This window comes from Mycobacterium sp. E3247, from assembly GCF_001667785.1.
Classification (GTDB): Bacteria; Actinomycetota; Actinomycetes; order Mycobacteriales; family Mycobacteriaceae; genus Mycobacterium.
Genome location: NZ_LZJG01000550.1, coordinates 1 through 16849, shown reverse-complemented (window position 1 = coordinate 16849; position 16849 = coordinate 1). Strand labels below are relative to the sequence as shown.

General features: G+C 62.5%; 13 protein-coding genes and 1 pseudogene. 7 read left to right on the top strand and 7 right to left on the bottom strand.

Annotation, left to right across the window (positions count from 1 at the left end):
• Positions 1 to 128 precede the first annotated feature (128 nt).
• A pseudogene (locus tag A9X04_RS27990) lies at positions 129 to 923 on the top strand (mycofactocin-coupled SDR family oxidoreductase).
• 453 nt (positions 924 to 1376) lie between these two features.
• Here A9X04_RS27990 and A9X04_RS27985 read toward each other — a convergent pair.
• Positions 1377 to 1955: a TetR family transcriptional regulator gene (locus A9X04_RS27985; RefSeq protein WP_082962961.1), complete on the bottom strand. Its 579-nt coding sequence runs from the start codon at positions 1953 to 1955 to the stop codon at positions 1377 to 1379.
• Between the two features lie 159 nt (positions 1956 to 2114).
• On the opposite strand from A9X04_RS27985, the gene A9X04_RS27980 reads away from it, so the two are divergent.
• The gene (locus A9X04_RS27980; RefSeq protein WP_067928035.1) at positions 2115 to 2927 is read left to right on the top strand and encodes a mycofactocin-coupled SDR family oxidoreductase; all 813 of its coding nucleotides are present in this window, start codon (positions 2115 to 2117) and stop codon (positions 2925 to 2927) included.
• Positions 2928 to 2961: 34 nt separating this feature from the next.
• Positions 2962 to 4146 carry a pre-mycofactocin synthase MftD gene (gene mftD, locus A9X04_RS27975; RefSeq protein ID WP_067928032.1) on the top strand — a complete coding sequence of 395 codons (1185 nt, stop codon included), beginning with the start codon at positions 2962 to 2964 and terminating at the stop codon, positions 4144 to 4146.
• A 277-nt stretch (positions 4147 to 4423) separates the two neighbouring features.
• Here the strand turns inward: mftD and A9X04_RS27970 are convergent, their stop codons facing one another.
• From A9X04_RS27970 to A9X04_RS27950, 5 genes are all read right to left on the bottom strand, one after another.
• The gene (locus tag A9X04_RS27970) at positions 4424 to 5206 is read right to left on the bottom strand and encodes an SDR family oxidoreductase (protein WP_067928030.1); all 783 of its coding nucleotides are present in this window, start codon (positions 5204 to 5206) and stop codon (positions 4424 to 4426) included.
• A 582-nt stretch (positions 5207 to 5788) separates the two neighbouring features.
• Positions 5789 to 7390, bottom strand: coding sequence for a GMC family oxidoreductase (locus A9X04_RS27965; protein ID WP_067928136.1), 1602 nt, complete (start codon positions 7388 to 7390; stop codon positions 5789 to 5791).
• 823 nt (positions 7391 to 8213) lie between these two features.
• On the bottom strand, positions 8214 to 9011 hold the full coding sequence (locus A9X04_RS27960) for a GntR family transcriptional regulator (RefSeq protein WP_067928134.1): 798 nt from the start codon (positions 9009 to 9011) through the stop codon (positions 8214 to 8216).
• Positions 9012 to 9055: 44 nt separating this feature from the next.
• Positions 9056 to 10213 carry an acyl-CoA dehydrogenase family protein gene (locus A9X04_RS27955; protein ID WP_067928027.1) on the bottom strand — a complete coding sequence of 386 codons (1158 nt, stop codon included), beginning with the start codon at positions 10211 to 10213 and terminating at the stop codon, positions 9056 to 9058.
• Positions 10214 to 10236: 23 nt separating this feature from the next.
• Positions 10237 to 11409 carry a CaiB/BaiF CoA-transferase family protein gene (locus A9X04_RS27950; RefSeq protein ID WP_197509465.1) on the bottom strand — a complete coding sequence of 391 codons (1173 nt, stop codon included), beginning with the start codon at positions 11407 to 11409 and terminating at the stop codon, positions 10237 to 10239.
• A 331-nt stretch (positions 11410 to 11740) separates the two neighbouring features.
• Between A9X04_RS27950 and A9X04_RS27945 the strand changes: the two genes are divergently transcribed.
• On the top strand, positions 11741 to 11998 hold the full coding sequence (locus A9X04_RS27945; protein ID WP_067928021.1) for a hypothetical protein: 258 nt from the start codon (positions 11741 to 11743) through the stop codon (positions 11996 to 11998).
• A gap of 243 nt (positions 11999 to 12241) precedes the next feature.
• A complete protein-coding gene (locus tag A9X04_RS27940) occupies positions 12242 to 12877 on the top strand; it encodes an integrase core domain-containing protein (protein WP_369829030.1) in 636 nt (211 codons plus the stop codon).
• Here A9X04_RS27940 and A9X04_RS27935 read toward each other — a convergent pair.
• On the bottom strand, positions 12820 to 13209 hold the full coding sequence (locus tag A9X04_RS27935) for an acyl-CoA synthetase (protein WP_231984392.1): 390 nt from the start codon (positions 13207 to 13209) through the stop codon (positions 12820 to 12822). The two genes, A9X04_RS27940 and A9X04_RS27935, sit on opposite strands and share 58 nt — an antisense overlap.
• 644 nt (positions 13210 to 13853) lie before the next feature.
• Between A9X04_RS27935 and A9X04_RS27925 the strand changes: the two genes are divergently transcribed.
• Both A9X04_RS27925 and A9X04_RS27920 read left to right on the top strand, forming a co-directional pair.
• Positions 13854 to 14996: an acyl-CoA dehydrogenase family protein gene (locus tag A9X04_RS27925; RefSeq protein ID WP_067928013.1), complete on the top strand. Its 1143-nt coding sequence runs from the start codon at positions 13854 to 13856 to the stop codon at positions 14994 to 14996.
• A gap of 69 nt (positions 14997 to 15065) precedes the next feature.
• Positions 15066 to 16295 (top strand): CaiB/BaiF CoA-transferase family protein, encoded by a 1230-nt coding sequence (locus A9X04_RS27920; RefSeq protein WP_067928010.1) that lies wholly within the window; start codon positions 15066 to 15068, stop codon positions 16293 to 16295.
• Positions 16296 to 16849 lie beyond the last annotated feature (554 nt).

The following is a 16849-nucleotide window of genomic DNA, read 5'->3' as shown; positions in this document are numbered from 1 at the left end:
TCTGGTTCTGAGGCTTGTGACGGGTGAGAGAGCGCAGCGTCTGTCAGGCCGACCGGGTCCATCGGCGCACAAGCATGCGGGCGGTCGGCCCCACCCATCTACAGGCCCAACAAAAGGGATGCGAGGACATGACCAAGCGTTTCGAGGGTAAAGGTGGCCTTCATCACGGGGGCGGCACGTGGGCAAGGGCGTTCGCACGCAGTGCGTTTCGCCGAAGAAGGCGCGGACATCATCGCACTTGACGTGTGCGCGCAACTGCCCAGTGTCGTCTATCCGATGGCCACCCCTGAGGATCTGGACGAGACTACCGGCTGGTCGAGAAGACCGGGCGCCGGATCGTGGCCGGACAGGCCGACGTTCGCGATTGGGATCATTTGACGGCACTGGTCGATCGGGGAGTTGATGAATTGGGACGGCTGGACTTCGTCTTGGCCAATGCCGGGATCATGCCCAGTATCGGCGAACCGGCACAACAACTCTCGGCATTTCGTGATGCCATCGACGTCATGCTCACCGGTGTGTACCAGACCATCGAAGCGGCGCTGCCTACCATGCTGGGTCAGGTGATGGCGGAGCCGTTGTGATCACGAGCTCGGCCGCCGGGCTGAAGGTGGCGGGTGTCAGGTTCAGCACGATAAGCCATGGTGGTGCTGGCTACGCCGCCGCCAAGCATGGCATGGCACCGTCGGCGTCATGCGGTATTACGCAAACGCGCTGTCAATACACCCATGGTCGTCAACGAACAGTAGGCCGAGTACGCGGCCACGCCATCCCCAGTTCGGTGACACGATGCGGAATCTGCTCCCCGTCGGCATTGTGGAACCATGGGCATCAGCGAGGCCATGGTGTATCTGTGCGATGAGTCGGGGCGTTTCATCACCGGTGCTGCCATGCCCGTCGACGCTGGCTTCGTCATCGGGTGATGTCGCGGCGTCAATGATGTTGGCACACGGACGATCCGTCTCATCATGCCGTCGTGTCCAGATCGGCAGTGTTGGTGATGGCGGTTTGATGACCCGAAATCGATTGTCGAAGCGAGTGTTCGGCCCCGATCCGGCGGTGTTGCGCGCGACGGTGTGGCGGTGCGTAGCGGCCTCTGATGGGGCGATGTCCGCCCCGCGCGGCGCTGGCCCGGCTGATCCGCTAGCGCCTGAGGTCGTCGCCGATCTCGCGCAGCGTCAAAGCATCCACACCATCGGCATGCCCGGCACGCTGTGGGGAACATGGAAAGAGGGGCGTTTCTGTTACTTCAGGTTGAGAGGGGCGGTGGCCTGCCCCGCCCGCGCGTCGACTGCTTGGGCGTGCGCACTTCACCACCGCAGCTTAGATCGCACAGCTGCACTGTTGGCGTGCTGGTCACCGTCGGCCAGATCCTCTTACAGGTAGGGGTGCAAGGCCGATAGGAATTGGCGAGCGAGGATATATTCGGAGATCTTCGAGTCGTCGTGATGCGCCTGCAGCGCAACCCGGAATGCGCTGATCACCACTGATGACAGGAAATCAGCGGTGGGCGAGTCTGGCTGAAGTCCCAGGCGCGCGGCCAGCAATGGCCGCAACGCGCGTTGAGAGTCGGCGTGGATACGCAGCCAGGTCGGCTCGAGTTCGGGTGAGTTGGGCAGTGTGACGAGAAACTCGCGATACCGCTCGGAGTACTCGCCCTCTGCCGCTTGCGCGAAGGCGGCGATGAGGTTCTCGACCAGCGGGGCGTCTGGATCGGTGTCTGCGAACGCTTGAATGCAGGTCCTCCACATGGTGTCCAGGATGGGCGCGATCGCGTCAGCTTTGGTGCGGAAGTACCGATGGAAGGTGCGCACGGACACGCCCGCGGCGGCGGCGACGGCTTCGACGGTGGTGTTGTCGAAGCCGTTGGCGGCGAACAACGCCAAAGCGACTGTCGAGATCTCTAATTCGGTGGCCTGTCGTCGGCGATGCCGTAAGTCACCCAACTCCATCATGCAGTGATGATACACACATTACGCCATCATGACACTTTCTGCCAAGGTGGCGTAATGTGAAGTCGCTGCGGTTGGTGGATGCGGACCTGCAACGCGGCCGGATGCAAGAACCCTGGCGTCGAGGCGTCAGGCATCAGATGACAACAGGAGGAGGCACCCATGAACCGGGTAGTCGGCAAGGTCGCTCTCGTTACAGGCGCGGCGCGCGGGCAGGGTCGAGCCGAGGCGGTCAAGCTCGCCCAGGAGGGCGCCGATGTGATCATCACCGACGTGTGCGCCCGGGCCACCGAGACCGACTACCCGCCAGCCACTGTCGAAGACCTCGCCGAAACCGCTCGGCTGGTGGAGAAGACCGGTCAGCGGGTTGTTCATTCGGTTGCCGACGTACGGGACCTTGCCGCGTTGGAAAGCCTTGTGCGCGAGGGTGTTGCAGAACTCGGGCGATTGGACATTGTCGTGGCCAACGCAGGGATCGTTAGTTGGGGCCGGTTTTGGGAGATGAGCCCACAAAGGTGGCAAGACATGATCGATATCAATCTGACCGGGGTCTACAACACGTTGCGCGCAGCCGCGCCGGCGATGATAGAAGCCGGTAACGGTGGATCGATCATCGCCACCAGCTCGGTCGCCGGAATCAAGTCCCTACCGGGGCAGGCCCACTACAGCGCCGCCAAACACGGGGTTGTTGGCCTGGCCAAGTCTGCCGCCATCGAACTCGCCCCATACCGGATTCGGGTCAACACCGTGCACCCGTGGGCAGTGAACACGGCCATGGGTCAACACGGGACCGAAATGCAGAAAATCTTCTCCGACAACCCTTCCTACGCCGCCGCGATGGCACAGTACTGGTTCGATCCGGCAATCTCCGAGCCCGACGACATCGCCAATGTCGTGGTATTTCTGGCCAGCGACGAGTCACGGACGATGACCGGCGGGCAGATCACCGTCGACAACGGCGCCACCAAGATCTGATCTCAAACCCCACCGCAAAGAAGGACCTCTAGTCATGGCAAATCCATGGTTCGAAACCGTCGGCGAAGCTCAGCGCCGCGCGAAACGCAGACTGCCGCGCTCGGTATACTCCGCCTTGATCGCCGGAACCCAGGCTGGCGTTACTGTCAATGACAACGAAAAAGCCTTCGCCGAACTCGGATTCGCACCACACGTGATCGGTGTTCAGGCCCAACGCGATCTAACCACGACGGTATTGGATCAACACCTTTCCATGCCGGTGTTGATCTCCCCCACCGGAGTTCAGGCTGTCGATCCCGACGGCGAGGTCGCGGTGGCCCGCGCCGCCGCTGCGCGCGGGATCGCCATGGGGCTCTCAAGCTTCGCGTCCAAGCCGATCGAGGAGGTGGTTGCGGCCAACGACAAGACGCTCTTCCAACTCTATTGGGTGGGATCGCGCGATGAGATTCTGGCCAGGGCCGTGCGCGCCAAGCAAGCCGGCGCAACAGGATTGATCGTCACCACCGACTGGGTTTTCAACGTCGGCCGCGACTGGGGCAGCCCCGAAATACCCGAGCGGGTCAATCTGAGGGCACTGATGAAGCTCGCACCCGAGATTGCGGTGCGGCCGCGATACGCGTTGCGCTGGGTGCGCGGGGGAAAGGTCACCATCCCGGATCTGACTGTCCCGAACATCAATGGCAAAAACGCCCCCGCGCCAACCTTCTTCGAAGCCTACGGTCAGTGGATGAACACCCCGCCGCCCACGTGGGATGACCTTCGATGGCTACGCGAGCAGTGGGATGGACCGTTCATGGTCAAGGGAATCACCCGTATCGACGACGCCAGGCGGGCTGTCGACATCGGCGCCTCTGCCATCTCGGTGTCCAACCACGGTGGGAACAACCTCGACGGAACGCCGGCGACGATCCGCGCTCTGGGTCCTGTCGCAGACGCGGTAGGCCACGAGGTCGAAGTCCTTCTCGACGGCGGCGTGCGCCGAGGTAGTGATGTGGTCAAAGCACTCGCCTTGGGTGCGCGCGCGGTGATGATCGGGCGCGCCTACCTGTGGGGCCTGGCGGCCAACGGCCAGGCCGGAGTGGAGAACGTGCTGGATCTGCTACGCATGGGCATCGATTCGACGCTGATGGGGCTGAGCTGCAGCAGGGTCCAGGAGGTCAACCGCGAACACATCATCGTCCCCGCAGGATTCGAGTCTGCGCTGGGCGTTTCTGCCTGACCTGCGGGTCGCAGGGTCACGGTCGGTCGACGCAGCCTCGACGGGGAGGCAGTCAAGTCAGACGACGGCAACTGCACGCAATCGACTCGGCCGCACCGGCTCTCGGTTGCAGCGTCACTCGCAGTGCGCCGCGGTGGGCGGCCACCCAGGCCTGATCGCTGTGCATTGTCGATGGGGTGCGGGTTGCAGTCCAAGGGTTGCGTTTCAACCGGCCAGTGGTGGCCGCGAGTTGAGGACGATGAGGGTCCTCGCCATGGTGATCTGACAGGCGGGCCGCCTATTTGGGTTGGAAACGCTGCGCACCGTCAAGACGAAGCACTTCGCCGTTGACGTAGGTGTTTGCCAGCAGAAATGACGCGGCGTGCGCGTACTCGTTGGGTTGCCCGAGGCGCTTGGGGAATGGCACGGTGGCTGCGAACCGGGCGAGTGCCTCGTCGCCGACCGACGCCATCATCGGTGTGAGAATGGTGCCTGGCGCTACGGTGTTCACGCGGATGCCCGCGGAGCTGAGGTCGCGCGCGAACGCGAGGGTAAGACCGATGACGCCGGCCTTGGCGGCGGCGTAGGCGCTCTGACCGATCTGGCCCTCGTAGCCGGCGATGGAGGCGGTCATGACGATCGCGCCGCGTTCGCCATTGCTGTTCGGCTCGGCTTGAGAGATCGCGGATCCGACCAGCCGAGTGACGTTGTATGTGCCGCCGAGGTAGAGGTCGATTGTCTTGCGAAATGCTTCGAAATCCGCTGGTGTCCCGTCGCGGCCCACAATCCGCTCGGGGCGACCACCGAAGCCGCCGTGGGCGATGACGGCGTACCTGAGCGTGTCGAGTTCGCTGGCCCTAGCGATGGCGCCAGCGACGCTGTCGTCGTTGGCGACGTCGGTGTTGACGAAGACTGCCCCCTCACCAAGCTCGTCGGCGAGCTTGCGGCCTTTGTCGTCGGCTAGGTCGGCGATGACAACCTTGAGACCGTCGGCGTGAAGCCGTCGAACGGTGGCCTCCCCCAGCCCGCCCGCACCACCGGTCACGATGGCCGATGCGCCGCTGAAAACTGGCTGGGTCAATGCGAACTCCTTGTGTCGGTGAAGCCATGCGCGATGTCGCTGGGCGCGTTCCAAAACTCATGGTGGCCCATATCATCTAAACCATATAACGCATTGCGATGCGCTCGTGCACCGCCCCTGGGGTCGACCCTCGCCGCGTGTGCGATGTTTGGGGGCGTGGTTTGCGACGACGATCTCGTGCCGATGCCGAACAAGAGGCGATTCAGCCGCCGGCGCCTGGTCTCGCACACCGTGGGTGGCCGGAGGCTGTGAACAACGGCCCAGCAGTGCCTCTCGACGGGCCGGGGCACCGATCTTGCGGCGCAACCCGGGCGGCTAGTTTGCCCGGCTAGCGGTTGCCGACTCGTCGGCCAGCTTGCGGCGTTGGTGGTGCGGGGCCCGCGCCACGTAGCCGGGTCTGTGTGCGCCCGAGTGGGCGCGCGTTGCCCTGTCCAGCGGCATCGGGTCGCTGCCGACTTGGGAGACGATCAGTATCCCGAATGGGATCAAGCAGCGAGCCGCCGCGCCGAGCGAAGTGTTCCGGCGGAGATTGATGGCGGCTGCTGACGGGTTTGGCGAGCGCCTCCTCCGATACCGGCCGCTTCAGCGGTCGGCGAGGATGAGGTCTGCAGCCCGCCAGGCCATCGCCATCACCGGCCCGTTCAGATTGCCCGACACCATTGTCGGCATGACGGAGCAGTCCATGACGCGCAGACCGTCGACTCCACGCACCCGCAGTGTCGCGTCGACGACATCATCGTCGGCGGGGCCCATGGCGCAGGTGCCTACGGCGTGGTAGCCGCAATAGCCCTGATCGAGCGAGGCGTCGATGATCTCCTGATCGGAAATCACTTCAGGTCCGGGCCGCGTTTCCTCAACGATCTCGTCGGCGATGGGCGACTGCTCGAAGATGGTACGCAGTGTGCGGAACAGGCCCGTGATCGTGTCCCGATCGTGTCGAGTCGCATAGAAGTTGGGGTCGATGTCCATCGGCGCATTGGGATCGCGGGATGTGATCGTCACTGAGCCTTCGCTGTCGGGCCGAGAGATGAACCCGATCGCTTGTAGGCCCGGTTGGCGCTCCACACCGACGTCTTGTCCGGGCTCGAGCGGTTTGGCGGAGAAAGGTGCCATGAGCAGTTGAGCGTCCGGACGGTCTTTATCGGGGGACGTCTTGAAGAAGCCCAGCACGTCGTATGCCGAGGTAGACATCGGCCCCTTGTGGGTGGCGAGATACTCGATGCCACTGAGCGCTTGTGCCAGCGGTGTTGCCAACTTCCGGTTGTATCCGACGTCGCGCTTGAGCCGGTATTGAACCGCGCAACAACGGTGTTCTCGCATCCGGCGCCCGACGTTGGGGCTGTCGACAATGGTGTCGATCTTGAGGCGTCGCAGTTCGGCGGAATCACCGATCCCGGACAGCTGCAGCAGCCTTGGCGTCGCCAGGCTGCCAAGGCACAGGATGACCTCGCGATCGGCAGTGAATGTGACCGGCATGCTTTTGTTGACGGCAGTGACGCCAGTCGCCTTATCGCCCTCGAACACCACTCCGGTGACTTGTGTATTCACCGAGATCGTCAGATTGGGGCGTTTGCGGGCGGGGCGCAGAAACGCCCACGCAGAACTGATCCGGCGTCCGTTCTTGATGGTCCGAGTCGCCGGCCCGACCCGGCACGAGTCGTCGGCGTTGAGATCGTCGGTGACCGTCATCCCCAATCCCGCGGCCGAGCTGATGAATTCGGCACAGATGGCGGGGAGGTGTTCGTCGATGGACACATCGAGTGGGCCGCCGACACCCCTGGCGGGGGCTGCACCGAGCCCGTGGTTTTCCATCTGTAGATAGATGGGCAGAATGTCGTTCCATCCCCAGCCAGGGTTGCCGAGATTCACCAGCGTGTCATAGTCGGCTGCGGCTCCCCGGTTGTACACCATGCCGTTGATAGCACTCGATCCGCCAAGCATGCGGCCGCGCGTCCATTGCTCGACTAGATGGGACGGGCCGATCGGCCGGACGGGATAGTGCCAGGCAAGCGTCGGATGACCCACGAGCTTGCCAAAACCCTTCGGAATCCGCACCAATGGGCTGCGGTCGCGCGGGCCGGCCTCGACAAGCAGCACTCGGTTAGCGGGATCTGCAGACAGCCGATTCGCCAGGACGCATCCCGCCGAACCGGCACCGACGATGATGTAGTCGAAGTGGCTCATTTTGGCCACGTCCTCCTCTGTGAGATGTGACTCTTGCGCTGCGGAGCGAGTACGCGGTGTGAATAGCGAGCGCTACTGGCGTGACACTTATAGTACACTCTTTACTGATTTGGTAGCGGCGGGCCCTTTTTGGGCCATCGGGCGCTGCGTCGAATCGGGATCGTGTCCAACGTGTTGGCCTCTGTCAGGTCAGGTCAGGTGATGGGGCGCGTGGGCAGTGTCGTGACGCGAAGGCATTTGCGCAAGTACGCTCGCCGATGACAGGGGCGACTACGCGGGTGGCGGTTGGTAGTGTGCGGCCGAGTTGCGCAACTGCCAGATTCTGGCTAGGGCACGATCGTGATGTTTCGCCGCGACGGTCGCATCGCTTTCAGCGCATCACCGTGTTCGGCGTGCTGCCGCCGATCGCGGTTTGTCTGGCCATAATTCGGAGACTCTATGATTTGAGGACTCAGTGGGCAACTGGTCCAGGAGACCCCGAATTCAACCTCATAGCTGACCTCGTCGTCCGGACTGGGATCCAAGGGTCACCTCCACGGAGATTCAAGTCAACCCGTACAGTGTATATATTTATCTGTTTAGGGCCAGTGCTTGTGGCCTGCTTGCCGCAGGTGCGGATCGGCGCTCAAAGGACCACTGTGTCGGCTGGAGGTCTGAGTCCGATCGGCAACGCTGGCGGGGTGCGGCATGTTTGAAATCGTGACGGCCCTGAGATTGGGCAGAGGGCGGCGCGAAGTGGTAGGCCGGCCCATGCGGACATCTCAGGTGCGGAGCTTGCCGCCGGATTCCCGGCGGACCTACCGCTACTACAACAGGCCAGTCGTTAGGTGCCGTCGTGGTGGAGTTGGCGGGGTGTGTGCGAACCTGCCAGCGATACAGAATCTCGCCGTAGTGTCACGCGGTAGGTGTAGTGCTCGGGCAAAAAATAGCTAATCGATAATTCGACGGGTTCACCGAGGTCGTTGGAGTAAAGCCGGTCCACCCGCAAGACGGGATGGCTGAGGGGGCAGCGCAGTTCGGCTGCGACCTGGTCAGGAGCCAGCGCCACGGTAATGGACTGCGCCGCTTGGGCAATAGGCCGGTCGAGGCGGGGATCGAGCAATCCGATCACGGTGGCGGTGCTGACAGCGCCGGCTTTCAGTTCGGGGACATCTGCTAGAAGTTTGGCGCACTGGGGAGTGAGGTGAACAGTTGTCACGACGAAGGGGACGTCGTCGTGCAGTCGTATAAACACGATCGTGTACTGGGCGTCGGATTCGAGGCGCAGTCGGCCCGCGGCTTCGATGTCGATGCGGCGCTGCAGTGGGCTGACGACCCGCATGGTGGTGTCTAGGGACAGACACATCAGGTCTTCAATTGAACCCAGTTGGCGCAGGTAGCGGCCGGCCCTTCCCTCTGCGGCGAACGTGCCTCTGCCAGGGACTCGGTAGACCAGGCCCTCGGCAACCAATTCGGAAAAGGCATGTCGAATTGTTTGCCTGCTCAATCCGTAAGACTGCGAGAGCTCGGATTCTGTAGGTAATTGCTCGCCGTTTGAGTAGCGGCCGGAGGTGATCTGGGCGCGCAGGTCACGCGCGACTTGCCGGTACGCCGGTCCGCTGTCTGATCGGCTGAGTGTCATCGTCTCGTGGGTATTAGCCGCTTGCCGGGATTGCGGTCGATCCATCAGATGGCATCGACGCCGCGCTCGATGAGTTGTGTGGCAATGACGTTGCGCTGGATCTCGTTGGTGCCCTCTCCTACGATCATCAGCGGGGCGTCGCGGAAATAGCGTTCGACTGGATACTCCGTGGAATACCCATAGCCGCCGTGGATGCGCACGGCGTCCAAGGCGATCTGCATGGCGGCTTCGGAGGCGAACAGTTTTGCCATTCCCGCTTCCATGTCGCAGCGCTGGTTGCTGTTGAAGCGTTCAGCAGCCAGCAAGGTGAGTTGGCGCGCGGCGGCAAGTTTGGTGGCCATGTCAGCCAGCATGTTACCCACGGCCTGGTGTTTCCAGATGGGTTTATCGAAGCTCTCGCGCACTTGGGCGTATGCCAGCGCGTCCTCAAGAGCCGCGCGTCCGACTCCCAGCGCTCGTGCGGCGACCTGGATGCGGCCCGTCTCCAGGCCTTTCATCATTTGACTGAACCCTTTGCCGGTGGCGCCGCCGAGAACGGCGTCTGTGCTGGCCCGGTAGTCGGTGAAGCGCAACTCACAGCTCTCGACGCCTTTGTAGCCGAGCTTTGGTAGGTCGCGGGAGACTTCGAGGCCGGGCCCGTGCTGCACAAGGAGAATTGACATGCCCGTGTGAGGGGGCTTTGCTTGGGGATCTGTTTTGCACAGCAGGGCGATGAGGCCGGCACGGCGAGCGTTGCTGATCCATGTCTTGGCTCCATTGATGACATAGTTGTCGCCGAGCAGTGATGCGGTCGTCGTCATGGCTTGCAGGTCGGACCCACCGCCGGGTTCGGTGAGGGCCATGGTGGCGCGCAATTCGCCAGTTGCCATGTGCGGCAAATACGTTTGTTTCTGCTCCTCGGTGCCGAAATCCAACAGCAGCTTAGCCACGACGGTGTGCCCGCCCATCGCACCGGCCAGGCTCATCCAGCCTCGGGCGAGTTCTTCGGTGACGTGCACGTAGCAGGGCATCGAGACCTCGGCGCCACCGTATTGTTCGGGTATGGAGAGACCATAGATGCCGATCCGCTTCATCTGTTCAATAAGTTTTTCCGGATAGGTGTTCGCGTGCTCGAGTTCGGTGACGACCGGCTTGACGTCGCGGTCGACGAAGCGCCGCACGGTCTTGATGAGCAGTTCCTCTTCTTCGGTTAAAGACGCCATGGTGGTTCTTTCTTTGCGAGGGTTTATACGGTGCGCGAAGTGCGCAGGTCGACGATTTGTTCACTGGTGTAACCCAATTCGGCGAGGACTGAATCGGTGTGCTGGCCTAGGCTTGGCACGGGTCCCAGCACCACCGGGACACCGGGCAAGGTCGCAGGCGGCAACAGTGCGTGTATCGGGCCGTTGGGGGTGCCCGCCTCACCCCAACGGTGCCGTTGGGCCAGGGATCGGTGCGCGATGAGGTCCGCGATCGAGTTTATCGATGCGGTGGCGACGGCTGCTTCGTCCAGCAGGGCGAGGGCATCGATGGTCTTCAGCTTGGACAATCGGCCGGCGATGATGGCATTGCACTCGTCGCGGTGGGCCACCCTGGCGGAGTTGCTCGCGAAGCGTTCATCGTGCGCTAGTTGGGGCAGCGCCAACACGATTCGACAGAAGCTGGCCCATTCGCGTTCGTTTTGAACCGCCAGCAGTATGGAGCCGTCGGCGGTTTCATAGGGGCCGTATGGGGCGATCGTGGCGTGCTGGGCGCCAAAGCGGGCCGGTTGACGGCCGCTGTAGTGGCTGTAATACATTGGCGCACCCATCCATTCGGCCATGGCGTCAAACAACGACACCTCGACCGGGCCGGCCTGGCCGGTTTTCGCGCGGCGCAGCAACGCCGTCAGGATGCCGCTGAAGGCGTACATTCCGGCGGCGATGTCGGCGATGGAAATGCCTACTTTGGCCGGTGATGACGGCGTGCCGGTCAGCGACAGCAGGCCAGACTCGCCCTGCACCAGCAGGTCGTAGGCTTTTCGCTGGGCGTCCTGGCCGACGGCGCCATAACCCGAAATGCTGCAGACGATTATGTTCGGGTGACGTTGGGCCACCGCGTCGGCATCCAGATCGATCCGCCCTGCGGCCCCTGGGCCCAGATTGTGCACCAGCACATCGGCTTTGGACAACAGCGCTTCCAAGATTGCCCGGCCCGCTGCGCATTTGAGGTCGATAGTAAGGGACTCCTTGGACCGGTTGAGCCACACGAAGTAGCTGGATTGGCCCAACACCGTCTTGTCATAGTGGCGAGCGAAGTCGCCGCCGTCGGGCCGCTCGATCTTGATCACCCGGGCACCCAGGTCCGCCAGTTGCCGGGTCGCGAATGGCGCGGCGACGGCCTGCTCAACGCTGACCACGGTGGTTCCCTCTAATGGCAATGATTCCTGCAACGTCGTCGATCTCCTGGGGCGATGAAGGCCTACTGGCGATGTACGGCCAAATATACATTTGGCCGAATTTCGATTTGCCAATGGGTAGGCCAGCCACGGTTCAAGTTCGTCGCATGGATCCTCTGAGCTGGTGTTATAGGCCCAGCTGCACCTCCGGTACGGCGAAGGATAAACGTTAACCCTATTTGGCAATTTGTCTGGCGGCTGTGGGATGGAGTGCTAAGCGGCTGTGATGGCCCGCGGAGCCAGGACGCGCGGCCAAGACTGGTCTTTCCCCTGCCCGCACGCATCAGCGAAACCTCAGCGATAGGACACCATCATGCCCGGTGAGCATTGTGAGGCAGCCCGCAAGGTGCTGGCCGACGTCGACGCCGAGCTGGCCGCCAGCGCCGTCAAGTATCCGCGAACGCGCTACACGAAGACGCGCATCAAGTTATCCGCCGAGATCAGGCAGTGTGACACCGCGATCATGCGGCTGCTCAAGGCGATCAAGACCGGACTGCCGCAACGGGGGTCGCAGAAGACGATTTCTGTCGCGCCGAGCGGCCAACGCGCGATGGTGCGAGCGCCGTGCTGAGACGCGTAATATGGGGGCCCCCAACGGCTCTCGGGAACCGTCCGCGCACGCGGTGGTACGTGTGTGGGCTGTATGCGGCGTGGCATGCCGAGCTGGCCAACCGCGTCGAACGCGGCGACCCGCGCGTACGGCGCGGAATTCGCGCCGCACCTCACCGACGACGCGCAGACGAGACTGAGCGAGCGGCCACCAATATGGCCGTGACCGCCGCAACTCCAGCACCACCGCTTCGGCCCCGACGTCGTGCACGCCTTCACCCACGCTTTCACCACCTGGGGCACCCCCGCAGCCCTGCTCACCGACAACGGTGCGGTCTTCACCGCCACACCGCGCCGCGGCGGACGCACCGCACTGCAAATCCTGCTCGGCGAATTGGACATCAACTCCCGGCCCTACCACCCACAAACCTGCGGCAAGGTCGAACGCTTCCACCAAACACTCAAAAAGCGGCTCACCGCCCTGCCCCCAGCAGCAACCATCGCCGAATTACAAAGCCACCTCAACGAATTCGTCGACTACTACAACACCACCCGACCCCACCGAGCCCTACGCCGCAACACCCCACGCCAGGCCTTCGCCGGCCGACCCAAAGCCTTCCCCACCGGCTACCACATCCCGCCGCACTTCCGCGTCCGCCACGACACCATCGACGCCGCCGGCGCCATCACCGTGCGCTACAGCAGCCGCCTCCACCACATCGGACTGTCCAAACACCTACGCGGCACCCACGTCATCGTTCTCATCAACGACCTCGACATCCGCGTCCTGGCACGCGACACCGGCCAACTGATCCGCAAACTCACACTCGATCCCACCCGCGACTACCAACCACGCGGAGTAAAACCCGGAAACAGCCCCACCAACAGGCCCCACATGTAAATGATGTCCCGAGACACCTGTTCATCGCCAGCGGACGCATTCCGCCGCGCCTTACCCGGGTAGCCGAAGAATTTCTCGAAGTTCTCGTCGTTGATGGGTTGCGCGGAGTTGCGTTGAGCGGCTGCGCGTAACGCATCCAGACGCCTCTGCGCCGAATCAACCTCTTGCGGAGTGCCGAGCCGCCGGCATTGTTCAAGCTGGCATTGGACGGAGGCAATTTCGATTCGTAGCCGTTCACCGGCCTCCACGAACGTCAGCAGGTCGTGGTCGTCCTCATCCAACCTGTCGCGGTCCGTCCGTATTTGGGCCGTTCCTTCGACGAAGTCCGTCATCGCCATCTCCATCCCTGTACGCGCCTCTGGGGCCCATCATATAAGCGACAGGATGGCGTTGTTCTATATAACTAAATAATTATCTGGTTATTGGTGAGGTGATCGATGCCTACGATGCAATCCGTCGATGATGCAATTGTGCCAAGCGAAGGCGAGCTCGGTCCTGCGACTGTCCACCTGGGCGTTTGAGGAACAGCACCATCGGTCGAGCGACGGCCAGTGCGCTCTGGTAGGCCAGGCGCTTGGCGGCGAAACGGTTGCGCGACTTGGAAAACGTGTTCCGATCCAACTCCAAGTGATCGGCGGCCTCGACGTTGCTGCCACCGTCGGCGCACGCCGCCACGATCCTGGCCCGCAGAGCGGGCCCGGCCGCGCAGTTGCGACGCTGGCCCCACCTTCCAACTCGGCACGTCATCATCGGTCGACGCACCCGTCGAGACGTTGGCGGAGAGGCACGAGCATCGCATGCCGCACGTCGGCGTGGTTTGTGATCGCGAGAAGCCGAATAAGAGGGAACAGGGACGTAGGCAAATTCGACTCGCTAGTCTAATCTGTTTAGAAACCAAAAATCTGGCCGGCGGGCATGCCGACGAAATACGCGACAGCCGCATGACGGACCGCTGACGAAGCGCAGAGGATATCGGATGAGACGTCTCATTTTCAGTGCCGAGCACGAGCAACTCCGTGCGACGACTAAGAACTTCATCGAACGTGAGGTCGCGCCTTACGCCGACGAATGGGAGATGCGGCGCATCGTTGACCGATCAGCGTTCATCGCCGCCGGCAAATACGGTCTGATCGGCTTCAATATGCCTGAGGAGTATGGCGGTGGCGGCAGCGACGACTTCCGCTTCAACGCGGTGATCAACGAGGAGCTGTCGAAGTTCGGAACCCGCGTCCCCGCTCTCACGCTTCAAAACGACGTTGTCGGCCCGTATTTCAAGTCTTTGGCGACTGATGAGCAGAAGCGCCGTTGGCTGCCGGGAATCGTTAGCGGACAAACCATCGTCGCGATTGCGATGACCGAGCCGGGTGCGGGTAGCGACCTTGCCGGGATCCGCACCACCGCGGTGCGGGAGGGCGACGAATGGGTCCTGAACGGGTCGAAGACCTTCATCTCCTCGGGAATCAACGCAGATCTCGTCGTCGTCGTGACGCGAACCGATCCCTCTGCCGGCCACCGGGGGTTCTCGCTCCTTGTGGTGGAGCGTGACATGCCGGGCTTCATCCGCGGTCGCAAGCTCGACAAGCTCGGTCTGCACACACACGACACTGCCGAGTTGCATTTTGAGAACGTTCGGGTGCCCGTGGCGAATGTCTTGGGCGAAGAAGGCCGCGGGTTCTACCATCTGATGCACAACCTTCCCTCTGAGCGACTGTCGATTGCTATCTCCGCGATTGCCGGCGCCCGCGAGACCTGGCGTCAGACGCTGCAATATGCGAAGGATCGCAAAGCGTTCGGTCAGTCCATCGGCAGCTTCCAGCACAACAGATTCTTGCTGGCCGAGATGGATACCGAACTCGAAGTCTCCGAGCAGTACATCGACCGATGCTTGGCCGCCGTCGTCGAGGGCGACCTATCGGCGGTCGAGGCGGCAAAGGCCAAGTGGTGGTGCACGGAAGTTGCGAAGAAGGTCGTCGACGGCTGCGTGCAGCTTCACGGCGGCTACGGCTACATGAGGGAGTACCGGGTGACCAACGACTACGCGGACGTACGCATCCAGACCATCCTCGGGGGGACGACCGAGATCATGAAGGACCTGATCGGGCGTGACCTCGGGCTTTGACTTCGCAGCAGACGACATGACGTCGCTACACATCTGCGACCAGTTGATCGAGATCAAGAGGGTGTCGATATGGATAAACCCCTGACGGGCGTACGAGTCCTGGAAATAGCGCAGTTCACCTTCGTGCCGTCGGCAGGTGCCATACTCGCCGACTGGGGTGCTGACGTCATCAAGGTGGAGAATCCGCTGACGGGCGATGCCCAGCGTCAGCTTTTCATGGCGTCGCACGGCGAGTCGTCAGAGCAATCGAGCCAGTTCTCACCCCACATCGAGGCACCCAATCGAGGTAAGCGGAGTATCGGGCTGGGTCTGACATCCCCGTTGGCGCGGCCAATCTTGGAGGCGCTGCTCCGGCGCAGCGACGTCGTCCTCACCAACCACCTGCCTGTTGTCCGGTCCAAGTTGCGTATCGATGTCGATGATGTTCGGAGCATCAATCCCGACATCATCTACGTGGTGGGTAGTGGATTCGGCGGTCGTGGTCCTGGCAGGGACCGGCCGGGTTATGACTCCACCGCATTTTGGGCGAGGGGAGGAAGTGCAGACGGGGCGACGCCGTGCCTCGCCGATCGGCCGACCTATATGCCGTGCGGTGCGTATGGCGACAACATCGGCGGGCTGGCTATCGCGGGCGGCGTGGCCGCCGCGCTCTACCGGCGTCGCATGTCCGGACAACCGTCGGTGATCGATGTGTCACTGCTGGGCGTCGGGGCATGGGCGACGCAGTTCGATGTCAACATGGCGCTGATGAGCGGCGGGCACCTGCCAAAGGTGGAACTCGACACGCCCATGGCAGGCAATCCGCTGGTCGCGAGCTACCGCACGCGCGACGGCCGGTTCATTCAGTTGACAATGCTCGACCCGTTGTCCTATTGGTCGGAGTTCTGCATGTGCATGGGCAGCCCGGAAGCCGCCGCGGACAAGCGCTTTGCGACAATCGACGGTATCGCCGAGAATATCCACTCCGCATGTCGGATCGTCGCGGAGTTGATCGGCCGGTATCCCCTCGACGAATGCGAGCGACGGCTCAACGGATGTAGTGGCGCGTGGACGGTGTGGCAGGACAGCTGGGACCTCGCCAACGACGAGGACCTGGTCGCCAACGGTGGGATCATCGAAGTCGTTGACGCGCAGGGTGTTCGGCGCAAGCTGGTGGCGAATCCGGTTCAGTTCGACGTTGCGACTGTTCCGTCGAAGCGGGCGCCGCAATTCGCCGAACACACCGACGCCATCCTGCGCGAGATCGGGGTTGACGATGTCACGTTCGGCGAGCTCAAGATGGAAGGCGTCATCGCTTAAGGTGGCCGCTCGCCTCTGAGAGTTCGTTGTCGCGCTGTACTAGCCTGAGTTGGAATCTACTGATACCGCGGTCACCCCGTCATGCCCAGCATCTAGCCATATATATATATATATATATCTTATGGGCAACGCGCCAACCTCGTGAAAGTATTCACTCGATCTCTGGATGCGCATGGAGGCCCGCGTACGCTTGGCGGCGACAGGCTGGGTACCACCTTTGACGCTCAAACATGTTGCTGCCATCGCGAACTGCGCTATCGGCCGCTGCAGGCGATCAGTTCCGGGTGACGCGAGTTCGGAAGGGCTGGATTATCTCGTCCGCGCCGGTATACCGTAATTTTCTGCAGTAGATTCGGGGTCCGTGAAAAGGTTGCAGGGCAAGCGGGCGGACATCTCGGAGGCGTGTTGTGACTTGTACACGCGCAACGGGCGTCGCGCACGCCACTCGGAAATCCGAGCTGCGAGAGGGCGGTTAAGTGGTCGCGACTGTCGCCTCCTTGATCGACCTGCTTGACGTCCGATTCGTCGCAAGCGATTCCTACGTAGGGATCACG